This window comes from Desulfofustis glycolicus DSM 9705 (assembly GCF_900130015.1).
Classification (GTDB): domain Bacteria; phylum Desulfobacterota; class Desulfobulbia; order Desulfobulbales; family Desulfocapsaceae; genus Desulfofustis; species Desulfofustis glycolicus.
This window is the reverse complement of sequence record NZ_FQXS01000014.1, coordinates 109,692-123,933: the sequence shown is the minus strand read 5'-3', so window position 1 is coordinate 123,933 and position 14,242 is coordinate 109,692. Positions and strand designations below refer to the sequence as shown.

Here is a 14,242-nt window from a genome sequence, read left to right as displayed (position 1 = left end):
TGCCAATCTCGCTGTACAACAGTTCAGGTTCTCGATGTGCCGCGATCGGTGTAGGACCTCGCTTTCCTTCAAAGAGCGTTTTTGCCTGCTCTTGAAGTTCCTTCTTCCAATGCCCAACCGTAATAGGGTGGACCCCAAATTCTTGCCCTATCTCGTTGAGCGTTTTTATCCCTCGCAATGCCTCCAGAGCTACCTTGGCCTTGAACTCGGGAGTATGGAACTTTCTCTTCTTTCCTTCACTCATCTTTTCCTGTTCCTCGGGATTGCGTCTAGCTTAAACTACTGTCTTAAAACTGGGGTCCACTATAACATTCAAAGAGACTCTTCGTAAATTATAACTATACCCAACATGAACATCATTATCGTTAAATTTTGATATAAACATCACTTCAGGGTCTTCGAGGCCTTCAATTAGTTCGGTACTAATAGATATAATTTCGCTTATCGTTGTAGAGAACAATCCTGATTCAGTCCTGTAACCAACGTCCAACTCTTTAGCTTCACGTATGTATTCTAGTCCCTCGCTAACAATATCACTTTCAATTGCTTCAATTAACCTATCATGGTCAAGTTCATGATGATTTTTATCTATATTGTCATTAATAAAAGAGTAGAGTGAGTTGTACGATATGATATTTGCCCTAATATCTCTTTCTTTAATATCGTTTAATAGGTCTTGATGTAATATTTTGTCGTCATCTTTCTTTCTCAAAAAGTCATCGGTGTTGTTTGTAAAAAAGGCGATCTCACCTTCAATTTTATTCTCTTTTAGTTAATATAAAAATGAAAGCCATATCAGAGTATCCCTATATCCTTTCTCACCTGCTAGAAATGGCTTTTTTACATTCAACGCTCTCTCAACTACTTCTTCATGTGATACGGCAGAGTAATCAATAGTTTTTATATTCTCAGTCTTTTGAGCTAATAATTCGTATAGACTGTAATCTTCATATTTGATTTGATAGAGCTTGGCGTCTATTGCTTCGTCATTTAATTTATTATACTCCTTTATTGACTTTTGAAGATCGGCATTCGTTTTTTTTACTTGCTTACGTCTATTATTTTCGGTTTCCTCAACTACTAATTTTGACAACAATTTAAAACTATAATTATTATTGATAAAGTTGAATAAATGTTGAAAATTTGGATTATTTAACTTCCAATTATTAAAAAATATATTTGAATCAAGAAATATATGCATTGTTCTTATGTTTTAGGTTAACAAGTGATTCTAAAGATCTGTATATCCCCGTATTTCAATTATCTTAGCCTTGTAAACGAAATTGACAATGCCGATACGCTGGAGGTGTGCTTGCTCCATCGGCAGCTGGGCAAGTGTTCAAATTCTATATAAATGTTTTGACATGCCTTTTGCAAGTTGTTAGTGATATTTTCTGTATAACACTCGTGATAGATGGTTATATCAGTGGCGTTGGGGTTCCTATTTATCGTGTGCCGGCTGCAATGCAGCGTCAATATGCTGAATATCTGATCCGCCAAGGTGTCCCGCAACGGCAGCACGTCCCGTATCAGAAATAGTTACGGTACTATCTCGATTTTTGGGCATAAGTACCACCTGCCTCACCAGAGTAGCAACAGTCTGCCCGCCTTTATCGATAAACTTGAAAAAAAAAGGCAGTCTCTCTCGCGGCGAACACAAGCCGTGAAGGCAATTACTGCCTATTACGATCTGGTGAGCGGTGGTTCCGCGGGGTTATCGGAAACGGTTGATCCTGTTAGGCAACGGCACCGCCGGGACAAAGCTTACCCTAAGCAGGTTCCACGGGCGCAATCGCCGCCGCCTGTTACCACTCCGCCTACCGGGTTTTTGGAACCACCTGTCGTCAGGGAGGTGTCGGGTAGCGCTGTTCCTGAGAACAAAGGACAAGGCGGGCAATCCTGGCAACGTGAATATTCTCGGCTGGCGGACGAGATTCGCGTTCGCCATTATTCACCGAAGACCCTGCGCAGCTATCGGAGTTATGTGGTTAAATTCCAGGTCTTTACCAAAAGCAAGGCGCCGGAATCGCTGACGACCGATGATGTAAAAACCTTTCTTACCCATCTGGCGGTGAACCGGAAGGTGGCCGCGGCAACGCAGAATCTCGCCTTTAATGCGTTGCTGTTTTTCTTTCGTCACGTTTTGGGAAAGGAATTCGGCGTGGTGGATGGTGTGGTTCGAGCCAAGAAACGACCATTTATTCCCGTCGTGCTGGCCCGCGATGAAATTGAGGAGATTCTGCGGCACCTTGAGGCCCCCTATGATCTGATTGTCAAACTTCTGTATGGTTGCGGCTTTTTGAATGTTTGGAGCTTAGGGTACACCGCCTGAATTTTGCCGAAGGGATGCTTACCATCCATGACGGCAAGGGGCAAAAAGACAGGACCGTACCGCTACCCCATTCTATTCTCGATGAACTGCGCGCCCAGGTGCCGGGGGTGATATGGCTCTTCACCGTATAGTGTCAGCCGGCGATGTCATGGGACGGGCGGCAACGTATCAGCCTTGCTGGGCCGCCAGCGCCTGCTGCAGCACGCGGGCGGTGTGGACGGCTTCGCGGGAGGTGCCGTGTTCGATCTGGTGCCGGCAGGAGGAGCCGTCGGCGACGATGATGGTGGTTTCCGGTTCTTTGCGGACGGCAGGGAAGAGCGACAGCTCGCCCATCTGCATCGAGACGTCGTAGGTGTCGGCGCCGTAGCCGAAGACGCCGGCCATGCCGCAGCAGCTGGAATCGACGAACTCGACCTCGAGGCCGGGGATCAGGTGCAGTGTTGAGGCGAGGCCGCCCACGGTATGGAAGGCCTTCTGGTGGCAATGGCTGTGTACCAGGGCCCGCTTCTTGAGCGGTTTCAGGTTGAGGTGGAATTGCCGGGTGGTGCAGAATTCTTCGAAGAGCAGGGCCTGGCGGGCCACGGCCCGGGACTTTTCCCCCGGCAGCAGCGAGGGGATTTCATCGCGCAGGCAGAGCAGGCAGCTGGGCTCCAGGCCGACGATCGGTACGCCGCGCTCGGCGTAGGGGTGGTAGGTGTCGAGGAGCCGGGTCGCCTCGGCGCGGGCCTGCTCGATCTTGCCGACGGTGAGAAAGGTGCGGCCGCAGCAGACCGGCCGTCCCGGCTCGGTGGCGGCCCGCGGCGAGAGTACCCGATAACCGGCCGCTAGCAGCACCTCGCGCGCCGCCAGCAGGTTCTCCGATTCGAAATAGGTGTTGAAGGTATCGCCGAACAGGATCACCTCTGGGGCATCTGCCGGGCCGGAGGACTCGGTTGGCCGGTAGATATCGGCTCGCCAGCGGGGCAGCGGCCGGCGGCTAGTAAAGCCGTCTATGCGCTCCATCAGGCGGGCCAGTGCGGGCACCGTGTTGCGGCTGTTGCCCAGCCAGGGCAGTTTGGCGAGCAGCGGCGCATAGCGCGGCATCCAGGCGACCAGATGGTCGTGCAGGGTAAAGCCGGTCTTTTGTTTCCGAGCGGCGGTGACCTCGATTTTCATCTTGGCCATATCGACGCCGGTGGGGCATTCCCGTTTGCACGCCTTGCAGGATACGCAGAGTTTCAGAGTCTCGGCCATCTCCGCCGAGGTCAGCGCGTCGTCGTCCAGTTGGCCGGAGATGGCCAGCCGCAGCGAGTTGGCACGGCCGCGTGTAGTGTCGCGTTCGTTTCTGGTTACCCGGTAGGAGGGGCACATGGCGCCGTCCAGCATCTTGCGGCAGGCCCCGTTGTTGTTGCACATCTCCACCGCGCCCTGGAAGCCGCCGGCGGCGCCGGGCCAGGAGGACCAGTCGAACACCGTCGGGAAATCGGCGACCCGGTAGCCGGGGGCATAGCGAAAGAGCCGGGCATCGTCCATGGCCGGCGGATCGACGATCCGGCCCGGATTGAAGAGCCCGGCCGGGTCGAACTGGCGCTTGACCTCACCAAAGGCGGCAACCATCCGCGGGCCGAACATCTGTTCGTGGAACTCGGAGCGGACGATGCCGTCGCCGTGCTCGCCGGAATGGGAGCCCTTATACTCGCGCACCATGGCAAAGGCCTCCTCGGCGATAGCCCGCATCGCCCGAACGTCCTGGTCGAGGCGCAGGTTCAGCACCGGCCGGACATGGAGACAGCCCACCGAGGCATGGGCATACCAGGTTCCCCGGGTGTTATAGCGCTCGAAGAGGTCGGTGAGCCGGGCGGTGAACTCGGCCAGATCCTCAAGGGCGACGGCACAATCCTCGACAAACGAGATCGGCCTGCGCTCGTCCTTCATCGACATCATGATGTTCAGTCCGGCCTTGCGCACCTCGAAGATCGAGCGTTGCAGCCCCGGCTCGAGGGCCTCGACCACGCCGCCGCGATTGGTGCTGCTGTTGTTCCAGGAAAAACCGAGGTCGCTCATCACATCGGTCAGGCCGGCCAGGCGGCGCAGGTTCTCCGGCTGATCTTCTTCGGCGAATTCAACGAGCAGCAGTGCTTCCGGTTCACCGCGGACCACATTTTCGATGACCTGCCGGTAGAGCGGGATCTCGCGGGCCAACTCCATCATCGTCCGGTCGATCAGCTCTACCGCCGTGGGTTCCAGCTTGACCAGGTGGTGGGCGGCGTCCATCGCCGCATAAAAGGTCGGGAAATGACAGACGCCGAGCACCTTGTTCTTCGGCAGCGGCGAGAGACTCAGTTCGAGATAGCGGAAAAACGCCAGTGTTCCTTCCGAGCCGACCAGCAGGTGGGAGAAGTTGATCGGTTCCCGGTCGGGCAGCAGCGCATCGATATTGTAGCCGCCGACCCGGCGGAGCACCGTGGGAAAGCGGCTGACGATCTCGGCTGCTTCCCGGTGTCCCAGGGCACGCAGGGCGGCGATCAAGGTGTCGTCTTGAGCCGTACTGTCTTCGCCCGGCCGGGCCAGCCGGCCGAAGGTGCGCTCGCTGCCGTCGGCCAGCGTGGCGGCAATGGAGCGAACGTTGTCACGCATCAACCCGTAGCGGATCGAGCGGCTGCCCGCCGAATTGTTGCCGGCCATGCCGCCGATAGTGGCCCGCGACGAAGTGGACACGTCGACCGGGAACCAGAGGCCGTGCGGACGCAGCAGCGCGTTGAGCTCGTCGAGCACGATGCCCGGCTCGACGGTGCAACGGCGGCCCTGGACATCGATACTGATCAGCTTGTTGAGGTATTTTGAATCATCGATGGCCAGGGCCTCATTGACCGTCTGCCCGCATTGCGACGAGCCGCCGCCGCGCGGCAGGACGGGAACTCCGTAGGCAGCGGCAAGATCGAGGGCGGCGCGCACGTCGTCCATGGTCTTCGGCACCACCACGCCGACCGGCATCACCTGGTAGTGCGAGGCATCGGTGGCATAGCGCCCCCGGCTGAAGGCGTCGAACAGGACCTCGCCGGTTATGGCACTGCGCAGTTTTCTTTCAAGATCAGATGGCGCCTCACTCATTGTCCTTCCTCCCGGGACGCAGCTTCGGCCATCAGTCGATGGATCTCCAGCGGCTCCCCCTTGCCTGGGTCGCGCTGCAGTGTCAGTGCCTCTTCCGGGCAGGCGCTGACGCAGACGCCGCAGCCCATACATCGTTCCAGATCGATCAGCGGCTTTTCATCAAAGATGATCGCGGCAAATTGGCATACGTCACCACACTGCCCGCAACCGATGCACTGCGTTTCGGCAAATCGTACGCTATAACCCGACGGCGCCAGCATCGGCGTTCCATGGCGCTGCGCTTGCATCGCACCACAACAGCAGCTGCAGCAATTGCAGATGGCATAGAAACGGTCAAGCATGGCGTCCTTGAAAAAGGCGTGAGCCACGTGACCGCGCCGGTTCTCCGCCTCCAGGATGGCCACCGCCTCACCACTGTCGATCCGCCGCGCCTTGTGCGGGTGATGATCGACGATAAAACCGACAAATGGTTCGCCGACCACCAGGCAAACCTCGAGCGGCAGACACGGTTGCCGGCGGGCAGAACGACAGGGGCACTGCAGCACGGCAAGATGATCGGGGTTTTCCAGGATAATGTCGCGGGCCCGTTGATAGGGCACCACCTTTTCCAGGTTCGGCAGACTGAGCGGTTGATTGAGGGTGACCAGTTTGCGCGCGGCGTCGAGGGTGACGACCTTGCCATGATAGGTGTCGGCAAATCTGATCGTGCCCGGAGGCGGTGTCGACGGTGGGGCGTCTCGCCGATTTTTGCGCAACCGCCGCAGCAGCCGGAGCAGGGGCCGGGCGGCCTTGACCAAGCGGTGTTCGCCGGTGCCGATGGCGATGTACTGATAAAGCCAGCGCCCGTAGACATACCCGTGCAGCCGGACCCCCCAGCCGTAACGGTCGAGGTTGGCAAATTCACGGAACAGACGGCGCGTCGATGGTTTGATGAACATCGCATCTCTCAGAGGCCTAGGGCTGCCCGGCCCTGATCAGCCGACCAGGGCCAGAACCCGCTGCCGGCAGTTCTGGACGATATCGTTACAAACCGAGCCGAGATAGAGTTGGGCCATTCGCGATCGATCGCGCTTGCCGATAAAGATCATGGTCGCGTCACAATCGAGCGCTTCCTCGACGAGGACGGTGCCCGGCTGCCCGAAATGGATGACCATGGTGATTTTTTCCGGATCGACCCCCGCCTCTACCAGCGTCGTGCTTGCTTGCTCCAAGGCCCGTTGGCCGCTCAGGCTGGTCTGACTGCACGGTGCACCGTCTTCGTTGTAATAACAGGATTGATCGAGGACGTGGACCAGGATCACCCGCTCGATCTGCTCATTTACCCGGGACAGCAGCAATGCCGCTTCGGCCACCGCTTTCTCGCTGGCCGGCGCATCGTCGACACCGATCAGCGTTCGAGCGAACGGCGATTCCTCGGGTGATCGCGGTGTGCCGTCGACCAGATAGATTGTCGCCCCGGCATGCCGGTGGAGCAGCGAGGCGGTGACGCTGCCGGTCAACCAGCCGGTCCCCGCCGGTATCCGGCGCCGGCTCATGATCAGGGTCGAGTAGCCATGCTCGGCACAGAGCGAGCCGATCACCTTGGCCGGATCGCCGTCCCGCAGCAATTGGGCGGGTATGCGGCCCGCCGACTCCTGCTGGACCATCCGGGTGCAGGTTGCCAGCAGCGGCTCCGCCGTCTCGGCCAGGTAGTCGGCGCGCAACCGCTGCAGCTCCTCCGTCGATACCGTTTCTCCAGCAGTCAGATCGACGGACTTGAACCGTTTCCCGAGAAAAGAGCCGGCCACCACGTGTACCAGATCAACCCGGTCGGCACCAATCTCCATGGTCCGTATCAACAGACCGGCCAGCGGCGCCGCCCGTTCAAAGGTCTCCATCGTCCCGACCGGCAGGAGCAGACGGCTCAATGGCGGTAATTGGTTCGTCATCAGGTCATCTCCTCTTGGGTTAATCCTGCCATCATCTGGGGGATCCGTTCCACCATGTCCCGGTCACCACCGGCAAACGTCGCAAGGATCCGGCCACCGAACATCACCGCCAGCCGGTCGGAAAGGGCCAGGGCTTCGTTCAGATCACCGGTCACCAGCAGGATACCGGCCTGTTCCCGGGCCTTGAGCAACAAGTTCCAGACGTCTTCGGCGGCGGCGATATCGAGTCCCTGGGTCGGCTGCTCGGCGACAATCAAGCGCGGTTTCCGATGAAACTCGCGGGCCAGCACCAGCTTCTGCAGGTTGCCTCCCGACAATTGCCAGGCCAGGTTGTTTAGATCCGGCGGCCGGATATCGAACTCTTCGACGAGCCGCTGCGCCTTGAGGCCGGCCTCACCGCGCGGCAACCAGGGACCGACGGTAAAACCGGAACGAGTAGTGAGCAGGAAATTCTCAAGCAGGTCAAGGCCTCGGCACGTTGCCAGCCCCTGTCGTTCCTCCGGGATATAACTGAGCGATTTGTCCCAGCGGTGGCGGCTGAAAAAGCGCTCCCACTCGAGACCGAGCAAGGTGATGGTACCGGATCGTGGCCGGCGCAGACCGCAAATTGTCTGGACCAACGGCTTCTGCCCATTACCGGCGACGCCGATCAGCCCGAGGATCTCTCCCTGGCGCACCTCCAAATCGATATCGTGCAGGAAGTCATCCTGCAGATTCTCCACGGTGAGCACCAGCTGGCGCGGCTCGACCGACTGGCGCTCCACCTGCAGCAACACTTCACGGCCGACCATCCGCTCCGCCAGTTCGGCCGTCGAACCGACCCGATCGGCGGGCATGATATCGATCACCTCACCCCGTTTGAGAATGGCGATATCGTCGGCAATGGCCATCACCTCCTCGAGCTTGTGACTGATGAAGACAATGGCCTTGCCGGCCGCCCGCATGCGTCGCATCGTCGCGAAAAGGTTGTACGCCTCGTGAGGCGTCAGTACGGCGGTCGGTTCGTCGAAGATCAGAATCGAGCTTTGCCGCAGCAGCAACTTGAGGATCTCGACCTGCTGCTTTTCTCCCATTGACAGATCTGAGATCAGCGCTTCGGGACGGACCTGCATACCATAAGACTCGGCCAACTCGTTGACCACGCGGGTCATTTCGCGGGACTTCAGCCAGGCGGTCGGCGACTGGCCGAGATAGACATTCTCGGCTACCGTCATCGCCTCCACCAGCTTGAAATGCTGATAGACCATGCCAATGCCGGCAACGATCGCCTGCTCGGTGGAGGTGAAGATCACCGGCTCGCCGTGATGATAGATGACACCCTGGTCGGGCTGCAGCTGCCCGGCCAGGATCGACATCAGCGTCGATTTGCCGGCACCGTTCTCCCCGAGCAGGGCCACTACCCGGCCGCGATTCAGCTCGAGGCTGATATCGTGGTTGGCCCGCACCGAACCGAAGAACTTGCTGATCCCCTCCAGCCTGATCACCGGTGTTTCCGTCATCTCGCCGGCCTACCGCCCCTGTCCGGCCATCGGCTGGACGAATGTGGATTCGGCATCCCACGGAAACAGGATCCAGGTGTCCTGGCTGACTTCGGTGACGAACGTATCGACCAGTGGCCGGCCGGCCGGTTTCGCGTAAATTGTCGCGAAATGTGCCTTGGGCACCATCTCCTTGACGAGTTTGGCGGTGCGGCCGGTATCGACCAGGTCGTCGATCAGCAGCCAGCCTTCACCGTCACCATCAACTCCCTTGAGAATCTCAGCTTCGCCCTTTTTGTCCTGCCAGTCGTAGCTGGAGATACAAATGGTCTCAACCAGGTGGATGTCTAGCTCCCGGGCAATCACCGCGGCCGGCACCAGCCCGCCCCGAGTAATGGCGATCAGCCCTTTGAAATAGTGGAGGTCCAGCAGCCGCCAGGCCAGCGCCCGGGAATCGCGGTGCAATTGCTCCCAGGAAATCGGATAGGTCCTGCGGTAATCGGAGTTCGGTTTCATGATCAATCCTCTTGTCGTGCACGATTCATTGGTTCAATCCGTCAGCCTGGAACCGGATCAATCGACCGGTTCTATATTACGCCCCAAGGCGGCCGGCTCATCGGTACCTCCCCGACGCCACGAAGCCAGGACCAACACACCGATGGTCAGAGCGTAGGGCAGCATCAGCAGCAGCGATGACGGGATCTGGGTTCCCGATGCCTGCAATCGCAATTGCAGCGCCATGACGCCGCCGAACAGATAGGCGCCGAAGATAGCCCGGCTCGGCCGCCAGAACGCAAAAATGACCAGTGCGACGGCGATCCAGCCGCGTCCGCCGGTCAAATTATTGGTCCACAAATGGGTGTAGGCGAGCGACAGGTAGGCACCGCCCAAACCGATGAAAAACCCGCCGACCAGCACCCCGACAAACCGGCAGGCCACCACATTGACCCCGGCGGCAATCGCCGCCGCCGGATTCTCACCGGCGGCACGCAGGCTGAGGCCGTATCTGGTCTGGTAGAGGAACAGCCACATCAGCGGTGGAATCAGGTAGGTGAGATAGACGAGCAGGTCCTGCCGGAAGAAAATCGGCCCGAGACCCGGAATCTGCGACAACAGCGGGATCGGTAGCGGATCGAAGCCCGGCGCCGCCTGACCGACATAGGCCGCCCCGATATAATTGGCAAAACCGACGCCGAGAATGGTCAGCGCCAACCCGGACACCACCTGGTTGCCCTGGAAAATAATGCAGACGATACCATGCAGCGAAGCGGCAACTGCACCTGCAAGCCCGGCGGCAAAGAATGCCACAGCCGGATTGCCGGTGATCTTGGCAACGAGAAAACCGCTCAGCGCACCGACGATCATGATTCCTTCGACACCGAGATTGAGGATACCGGTACGTTCCGTAAAGATCTCCCCGAGCGTCGCATAGAGGATCGGCGTGCCGGACTGAACTGCGGCGGCCAGCAGCGGAATCAGGATCTCGTAGTTCACGGCAGCCTCCGCTTGAAGGCAAACCGATACCTGGTGAACAGCCCGCCGGCCAGCACGGTCAGCAGGATCAACCCCTCGATCATGCCGCCGAAGGCGGCCGGAACCTGCAGGTCGAGCTGCAATCCTTCTACCCCGACCCGAAGTCCGGCCAGCAAAAAGGCGGCCACCCCGATGGCCAACGGGTTGAGACGGGCCAGCCAGGCGACGACAATGGCGGTGTAGCCATAACCGGCCATGATGCTCGGCTGCAACCGGTTGATCGTCGACGATGCCTCGAGAAAACCGGCCCAACCGGCCAGGGCGCCGCTCAGCGCCATCACCAGCATGACCAGCCGATCATACGGGATGCCGGCATAACGCGCCGCCCGGACGTTGTCACCGCCGACCTTGATTTCATAACCAAGCCTGGTGAAGCGCATAAAGGCCCAGACGGCAACACCGAGCAGCAGGCAATGGGTCAGCCCCCAGCTGAAACTGGTGGCGCCGATCCGCCCGATGATGGCCTGGTCGGAAAAAACCGGGGTCATCGGAAAGCCGAAACTCGCCGGATCTTTCCAGACACCATAGACCAGGTAGTCGAGAAAGAGGATGGCGATATAGTTCATCATCAGCGTGGCAATGATCTCGTTGGTCCTGAGCCGCTGCCTCAGAAAGCCGGGAATGAAGCCCCAGCAACCGCCGGCGGCCATCGCCGCAGCTATCATGCCCGGCAGCAGCAGCCAGGCCGGGGCGCCGGGAAAGGACAAGGCGATCCAGGTGGCACCGACCGCGCCCATCGCATATTGACCTTCCGCGCCGATATTCCAGACCTGCAACCGGAAGGCAACAGCCACCCCGAGTGAGCAGAGGAAAATCGGTGTTGCCTTGATCAGCGCATCTTCCAACGCCCAGCGGGACCCGAACGCCCCCTGAAAGAGCGTGACGATACCATGCACGGGCGGCGTTCCGCCGATTGCCAGGATAGCTCCGCCGAGCAACACGGAAAGCGCCACCGCCGCGATTAAAACAAAACAGGAGCCCCAGCCAAGGGGCTCCTGTCGTTTGACGATCCGTATCAGGGCCATGTATCGACGCCGACCTGGATCCGGGCCGGCTCCGAACGGGATGCCGGCCGAATCTCGCTATGATTATTCAGTGGTACCGATGACTCCCTGCACGAACCAGGTCATGCCGAGCAGCTCTTCATCAGTCATGGCCGTTCCGGCAGCAACTTTTTCCGCACCGCTCTGATCGTTGATCGGACCGGTAAAGACTTCCTCGCCGGCGATGATCGCCGCCTTCTTGGCCATTACCTGGTCACGAACCTCCTGCGGCACGACATCGCTGATCGGCGCCAGATCGACGGTCCCCTCGGCCAGACCCGGCCAAACCGAAGCCGACTGCCAGCTGCCGTCCATGACCTGCTTGACGGTCTCGATATAAAATGGCCCCCAGTTCCAGATCGGGGCGGTCAGGTGGGCTTTCGGGGCAAACTGGGTCATATCGCTGTTATAGCCGATGGAATAAACGCCTTTTTCCTGGGCTGCTTCTTGCGGACCGGGAGAGTCCTGGTGCTGGGCAATAACATCGGCGCCAACGTCAAGCAGCGATTTAGCCGCCTCTTTCTCGGTGGCCGGATCGTACCAGGTCTTGGTCCAGACGACTCGGACGGTGGCTTCCGGATTTACGGCCCGGGCGCCGAGAGCGAATGCGTTGATGCCCCTGATGACCTCCGGAATCGGGAATGCGGCAACGTAGCCGAGCGTGTTTGATTTGCTCATGGCACCGGCCACCATACCGGACAGATACCGGGCCTGGTACATACGCCCGAAATAGGTGCCCATGTTGTCGGCAGTCTTGAAACCGGAACAGTGCATGAACACGGTATCCGGAAACTGTTTTGCGACCTTGAGCATCGGGTCCATATAACCGAAGCTGGTGGCAAAGATCAGATCGTATCCCTTCCGCGCCATGTTCAGCATGACCCGCTCGGAATCAGGCCCCTCGGCAACCGCTTCGACAAACGACGTGGTCACCCCGTCCATCTCTTCGATGACCAACCGGCCTTTGTCGTGGGCAAAAGACCATCCGGCATCGCCAACCGGCGAGACATAGACAAATCCGACCTGCAGCTCTTTGGCCGCGGCCGACGAAAAACAGAGTCCCACCGCCAATAACACGGCAGCGCACAGTCCGACAAAACGCATGATTTTCCTCCAGATCAAAAAAGAATAGGTATAGATAATTGACAGAAACGACGCAGAAAACCGTTAGAGAACCTGTTTCAGAAAAAGCTGGGTCCGTTCTTCGCGCGGGGCGGTGAAAAAGTGTTCCGGCGTCCCCTCTTCGACGATCTTTCCCATATCCATAAACAACACCCGATCAGCAACTTCACGGGCAAAACCCATTTCGTGGGTGACGACCATCATCGTCATGCCCTCACGGGCCAATTGCTTCATAACATCGAGCACCTCGCCGACCATCTCCGGATCCAGAGCCGAAGTCGGTTCATCGAACAACATCACTTTCGGGTCCATCGCCAGGGCCCGGGCGATAGCCACCCGCTGCTGCTGACCACCGGAGAGCCGGGACGGATATTCACTTTCCTTCTCGGCAATACCGACCTTGCGCAACAGCATTCGGGCCTTTTCGTCGGCCGCCGTTTTTTTGCGTTTGCGCACCTTGCGTTGGGCCAGGGTCAGGTTTTCCAGAACCGTGCGATGCGGAAAGAGGTTGAATTGCTGGAAGACCATGCCGACTTCCGCACGGATCTTGTTGATATTGGTCTTGCGGTCGGCTATATCGACCCCGTCGATATAGACATGCCCTGAGTCAAAGCTCTCCAGGCCGTTGACGCAACGAATAAACGTTGATTTACCCGAACCGGACGGACCGATAACGACCACCACTTCGCCCTTGTCGACAGTGGTCGACACCCCGTCGACCGCCCTTACTTCGGCGCCGCGCCCGGTAAAGATCTTGACGACGTTCTCCGTTCTAATCACTGATTGCGAGCCTCCGTTCCAGGTAAAAGACGAATTGAGAGAGCAGCGACGTGACAATCAGGTACATGGCAGCGACCACGAGCCAGATCTCAAACGTGGCAAAGGTGCTGGTGATGATCTCCCGGCCCGACTTGGTCAGATCGGTAATGGCGATAACCGAAACGAGCGAGGAGTCCTTGATCAGGCTGATGAATTGCCCGGAGAGCGGCGGCAGGATCCGTTTCAAGGCCTGGGGCAGGATGATCTCGGTCATCGCCTGGGGCAGGCTCATGCCGAGCGAACGCGCCGCTTCCATCTGACCCTTCGGGATCGATTGGATTCCGGCCCGGACGATCTCGGCCACGTAGGCGCCGGCAAACAAGGCAAGCGCACCGATGCCGGCGACATTGCGATCCAGATTGAAGACGGTACCGATAAAGAAATAGGCGATAAAAATCTGGACGAGCAGCGGCGTACCGCGGATGATTTCGACATAGATCGCGGCCAGCATGGAAACGGTATAGTTCCGGGAGATCTTCATCAACCCGGCAATGAGACCGATGGCCAAACCGAGCACACTGGCGGCAGCGGAGATCCACAGGGTCGTCACAAGACCGGTGAGCAACGGACCCAGGCTCCAGGTCGTCACATAGCCGACGGTATCACCGATGAACAGTTCCTCGCCCTGGTCGACCCTGACCGTAGTGGCGTCGACCTCGAACACCTGGCGATTTCCGTCTACCAGGTTGACTGTAATCTTGGCCGTGCCGCCGGCTGTCGCAACCTCTTCGACGGTTCCGTCGTCGGGTACCTTGATCGGGTCTTCCGCCTTGTACAGAAAATACTGCGGCACCCGATACCAGCGCCACTCATAATCGATGCGCTTAACCGACCCATAGATGCCGGCAGCCATCACGATCAGGATGACTGCCAGCAGGAGTTGCCAGGGCCAGAGTT

Annotated in this window: 14 protein-coding genes; 1 reads left to right on the top strand and 13 read right to left on the bottom strand. The window is 58.4% G+C overall.

Features of this window, described 5'->3' with window-relative positions:
* From BUC26_RS12520 to BUC26_RS12510, 3 genes are all read right to left on the bottom strand, one after another.
* Nucleotides 1–244, bottom strand: a 244-nt coding sequence (locus BUC26_RS12520) for an IS3 family transposase (RefSeq protein WP_073376496.1), incomplete at its 3' end; no start/stop codon positions are given.
* Between the two features lie 30 nt (nt 245–274).
* Entirely contained in the window at nt 275–712 is a 438-nt protein-coding gene (locus tag BUC26_RS12515) for a DUF4935 domain-containing protein (protein ID WP_073376494.1), read from the bottom strand.
* A gap of 60 nt (nt 713–772) precedes the next feature.
* A complete protein-coding gene (locus BUC26_RS12510) occupies nt 773–1,201 on the bottom strand; it encodes a PIN domain-containing protein (protein ID WP_073376492.1) in 429 nt (142 codons plus the stop codon).
* A gap of 300 nt (nt 1,202–1,501) precedes the next feature.
* Between BUC26_RS12510 and BUC26_RS22725 the strand changes: the two genes are divergently transcribed.
* On the top strand, nt 1,502–2,332 hold the full coding sequence (locus BUC26_RS22725; RefSeq protein WP_084540635.1) for a site-specific integrase: 831 nt from the start codon (nt 1,502–1,504) through the stop codon (nt 2,330–2,332).
* A gap of 168 nt (nt 2,333–2,500) precedes the next feature.
* Here the strand turns inward: BUC26_RS22725 and BUC26_RS12495 are convergent, their stop codons facing one another.
* The 10 genes from BUC26_RS12495 to BUC26_RS12450 form a co-directional block, all read right to left on the bottom strand.
* Nucleotides 2,501–5,422: an FAD-binding and (Fe-S)-binding domain-containing protein gene (locus BUC26_RS12495; protein WP_073376489.1), complete on the bottom strand. Its 2,922-nt coding sequence runs from the start codon at nt 5,420–5,422 to the stop codon at nt 2,501–2,503.
* Nucleotides 5,419–6,360, bottom strand: a complete 942-nt coding sequence (locus tag BUC26_RS12490; protein WP_073376487.1) for an ATP-binding protein — start codon at nt 6,358–6,360, stop codon at nt 5,419–5,421. Before BUC26_RS12490 ends, BUC26_RS12495 begins: the two co-directional genes overlap by 4 nt.
* 36 nt (nt 6,361–6,396) lie before the next feature.
* Nucleotides 6,397–7,350, bottom strand: a complete 954-nt coding sequence (locus BUC26_RS12485; RefSeq protein ID WP_073376485.1) for a universal stress protein — start codon at nt 7,348–7,350, stop codon at nt 6,397–6,399.
* A complete protein-coding gene (locus BUC26_RS12480; RefSeq protein ID WP_073376483.1) occupies nt 7,350–8,849 on the bottom strand; it encodes an ABC transporter ATP-binding protein in 1,500 nt (499 codons plus the stop codon). The genes BUC26_RS12485 and BUC26_RS12480 overlap by 1 nt, the downstream gene beginning before the upstream one ends.
* A gap of 9 nt (nt 8,850–8,858) precedes the next feature.
* Entirely contained in the window at nt 8,859–9,344 is a 486-nt protein-coding gene (gene gpt / locus BUC26_RS12475) for a xanthine phosphoribosyltransferase (protein ID WP_073376482.1), read from the bottom strand.
* Nucleotides 9,345–9,401: 57 nt separating this feature from the next.
* Nucleotides 9,402–10,322, bottom strand: a complete 921-nt coding sequence (locus tag BUC26_RS12470) for an ABC transporter permease (RefSeq protein WP_073376480.1) — start codon at nt 10,320–10,322, stop codon at nt 9,402–9,404.
* Nucleotides 10,319–11,386: an ABC transporter permease gene (locus BUC26_RS12465; RefSeq protein ID WP_073376478.1), complete on the bottom strand. Its 1,068-nt coding sequence runs from the start codon at nt 11,384–11,386 to the stop codon at nt 10,319–10,321. Before BUC26_RS12465 ends, BUC26_RS12470 begins: the two co-directional genes overlap by 4 nt.
* A gap of 63 nt (nt 11,387–11,449) precedes the next feature.
* Nucleotides 11,450–12,508: a BMP family ABC transporter substrate-binding protein gene (locus tag BUC26_RS12460; RefSeq protein ID WP_143166000.1), complete on the bottom strand. Its 1,059-nt coding sequence runs from the start codon at nt 12,506–12,508 to the stop codon at nt 11,450–11,452.
* A 63-nt stretch (nt 12,509–12,571) separates the two neighbouring features.
* Nucleotides 12,572–13,306, bottom strand: coding sequence for an amino acid ABC transporter ATP-binding protein (locus tag BUC26_RS12455; protein ID WP_073376477.1), 735 nt, complete (start codon nt 13,304–13,306; stop codon nt 12,572–12,574).
* Nucleotides 13,299–14,198: an amino acid ABC transporter permease gene (locus tag BUC26_RS12450; protein WP_084540638.1), complete on the bottom strand. Its 900-nt coding sequence runs from the start codon at nt 14,196–14,198 to the stop codon at nt 13,299–13,301. The genes BUC26_RS12455 and BUC26_RS12450 overlap by 8 nt, the downstream gene beginning before the upstream one ends.
* Nucleotides 14,199–14,242 lie beyond the last annotated feature (44 nt).

Bases quoted from the DNA above. Each gene is read 5' to 3' on its own strand.
- BUC26_RS12480 (WP_073376483.1), bottom strand. From the start codon at position 8,849: ATGACGGAAACACCGGTGATCAGGCTGGAGGGGATCAGCAAGTTCTTC.
- BUC26_RS12460 (WP_143166000.1), bottom strand. From the start codon at position 12,508: ATGCGTTTTGTCGGACTGTGCGCTGCCGTGTTATTGGCGGTGGGACTC.
- BUC26_RS12465 (WP_073376478.1), bottom strand. From the start codon at position 11,386: ATGGCCCTGATACGGATCGTCAAACGACAGGAGCCCCTTGGCTGGGGC.
- BUC26_RS12450 (WP_084540638.1), bottom strand. From the start codon at position 14,198: ATGGCTGCCGGCATCTATGGGTCGGTTAAGCGCATCGATTATGAGTGG.
- gpt (WP_073376482.1), bottom strand. From the start codon at position 9,344: ATGAAACCGAACTCCGATTACCGCAGGACCTATCCGATTTCCTGGGAG.
- BUC26_RS12495 (WP_073376489.1), bottom strand. From the start codon at position 5,422: ATGAGTGAGGCGCCATCTGATCTTGAAAGAAAACTGCGCAGTGCCATA.
- BUC26_RS12490 (WP_073376487.1), bottom strand. From the start codon at position 6,360: ATGTTCATCAAACCATCGACGCGCCGTCTGTTCCGTGAATTTGCCAAC.
- BUC26_RS12510 (WP_073376492.1), bottom strand. From the start codon at position 1,201: ATGCATATATTTCTTGATTCAAATATATTTTTTAATAATTGGAAGTTA.
- BUC26_RS12485 (WP_073376485.1), bottom strand. From the start codon at position 7,350: ATGACGAACCAATTACCGCCATTGAGCCGTCTGCTCCTGCCGGTCGGG.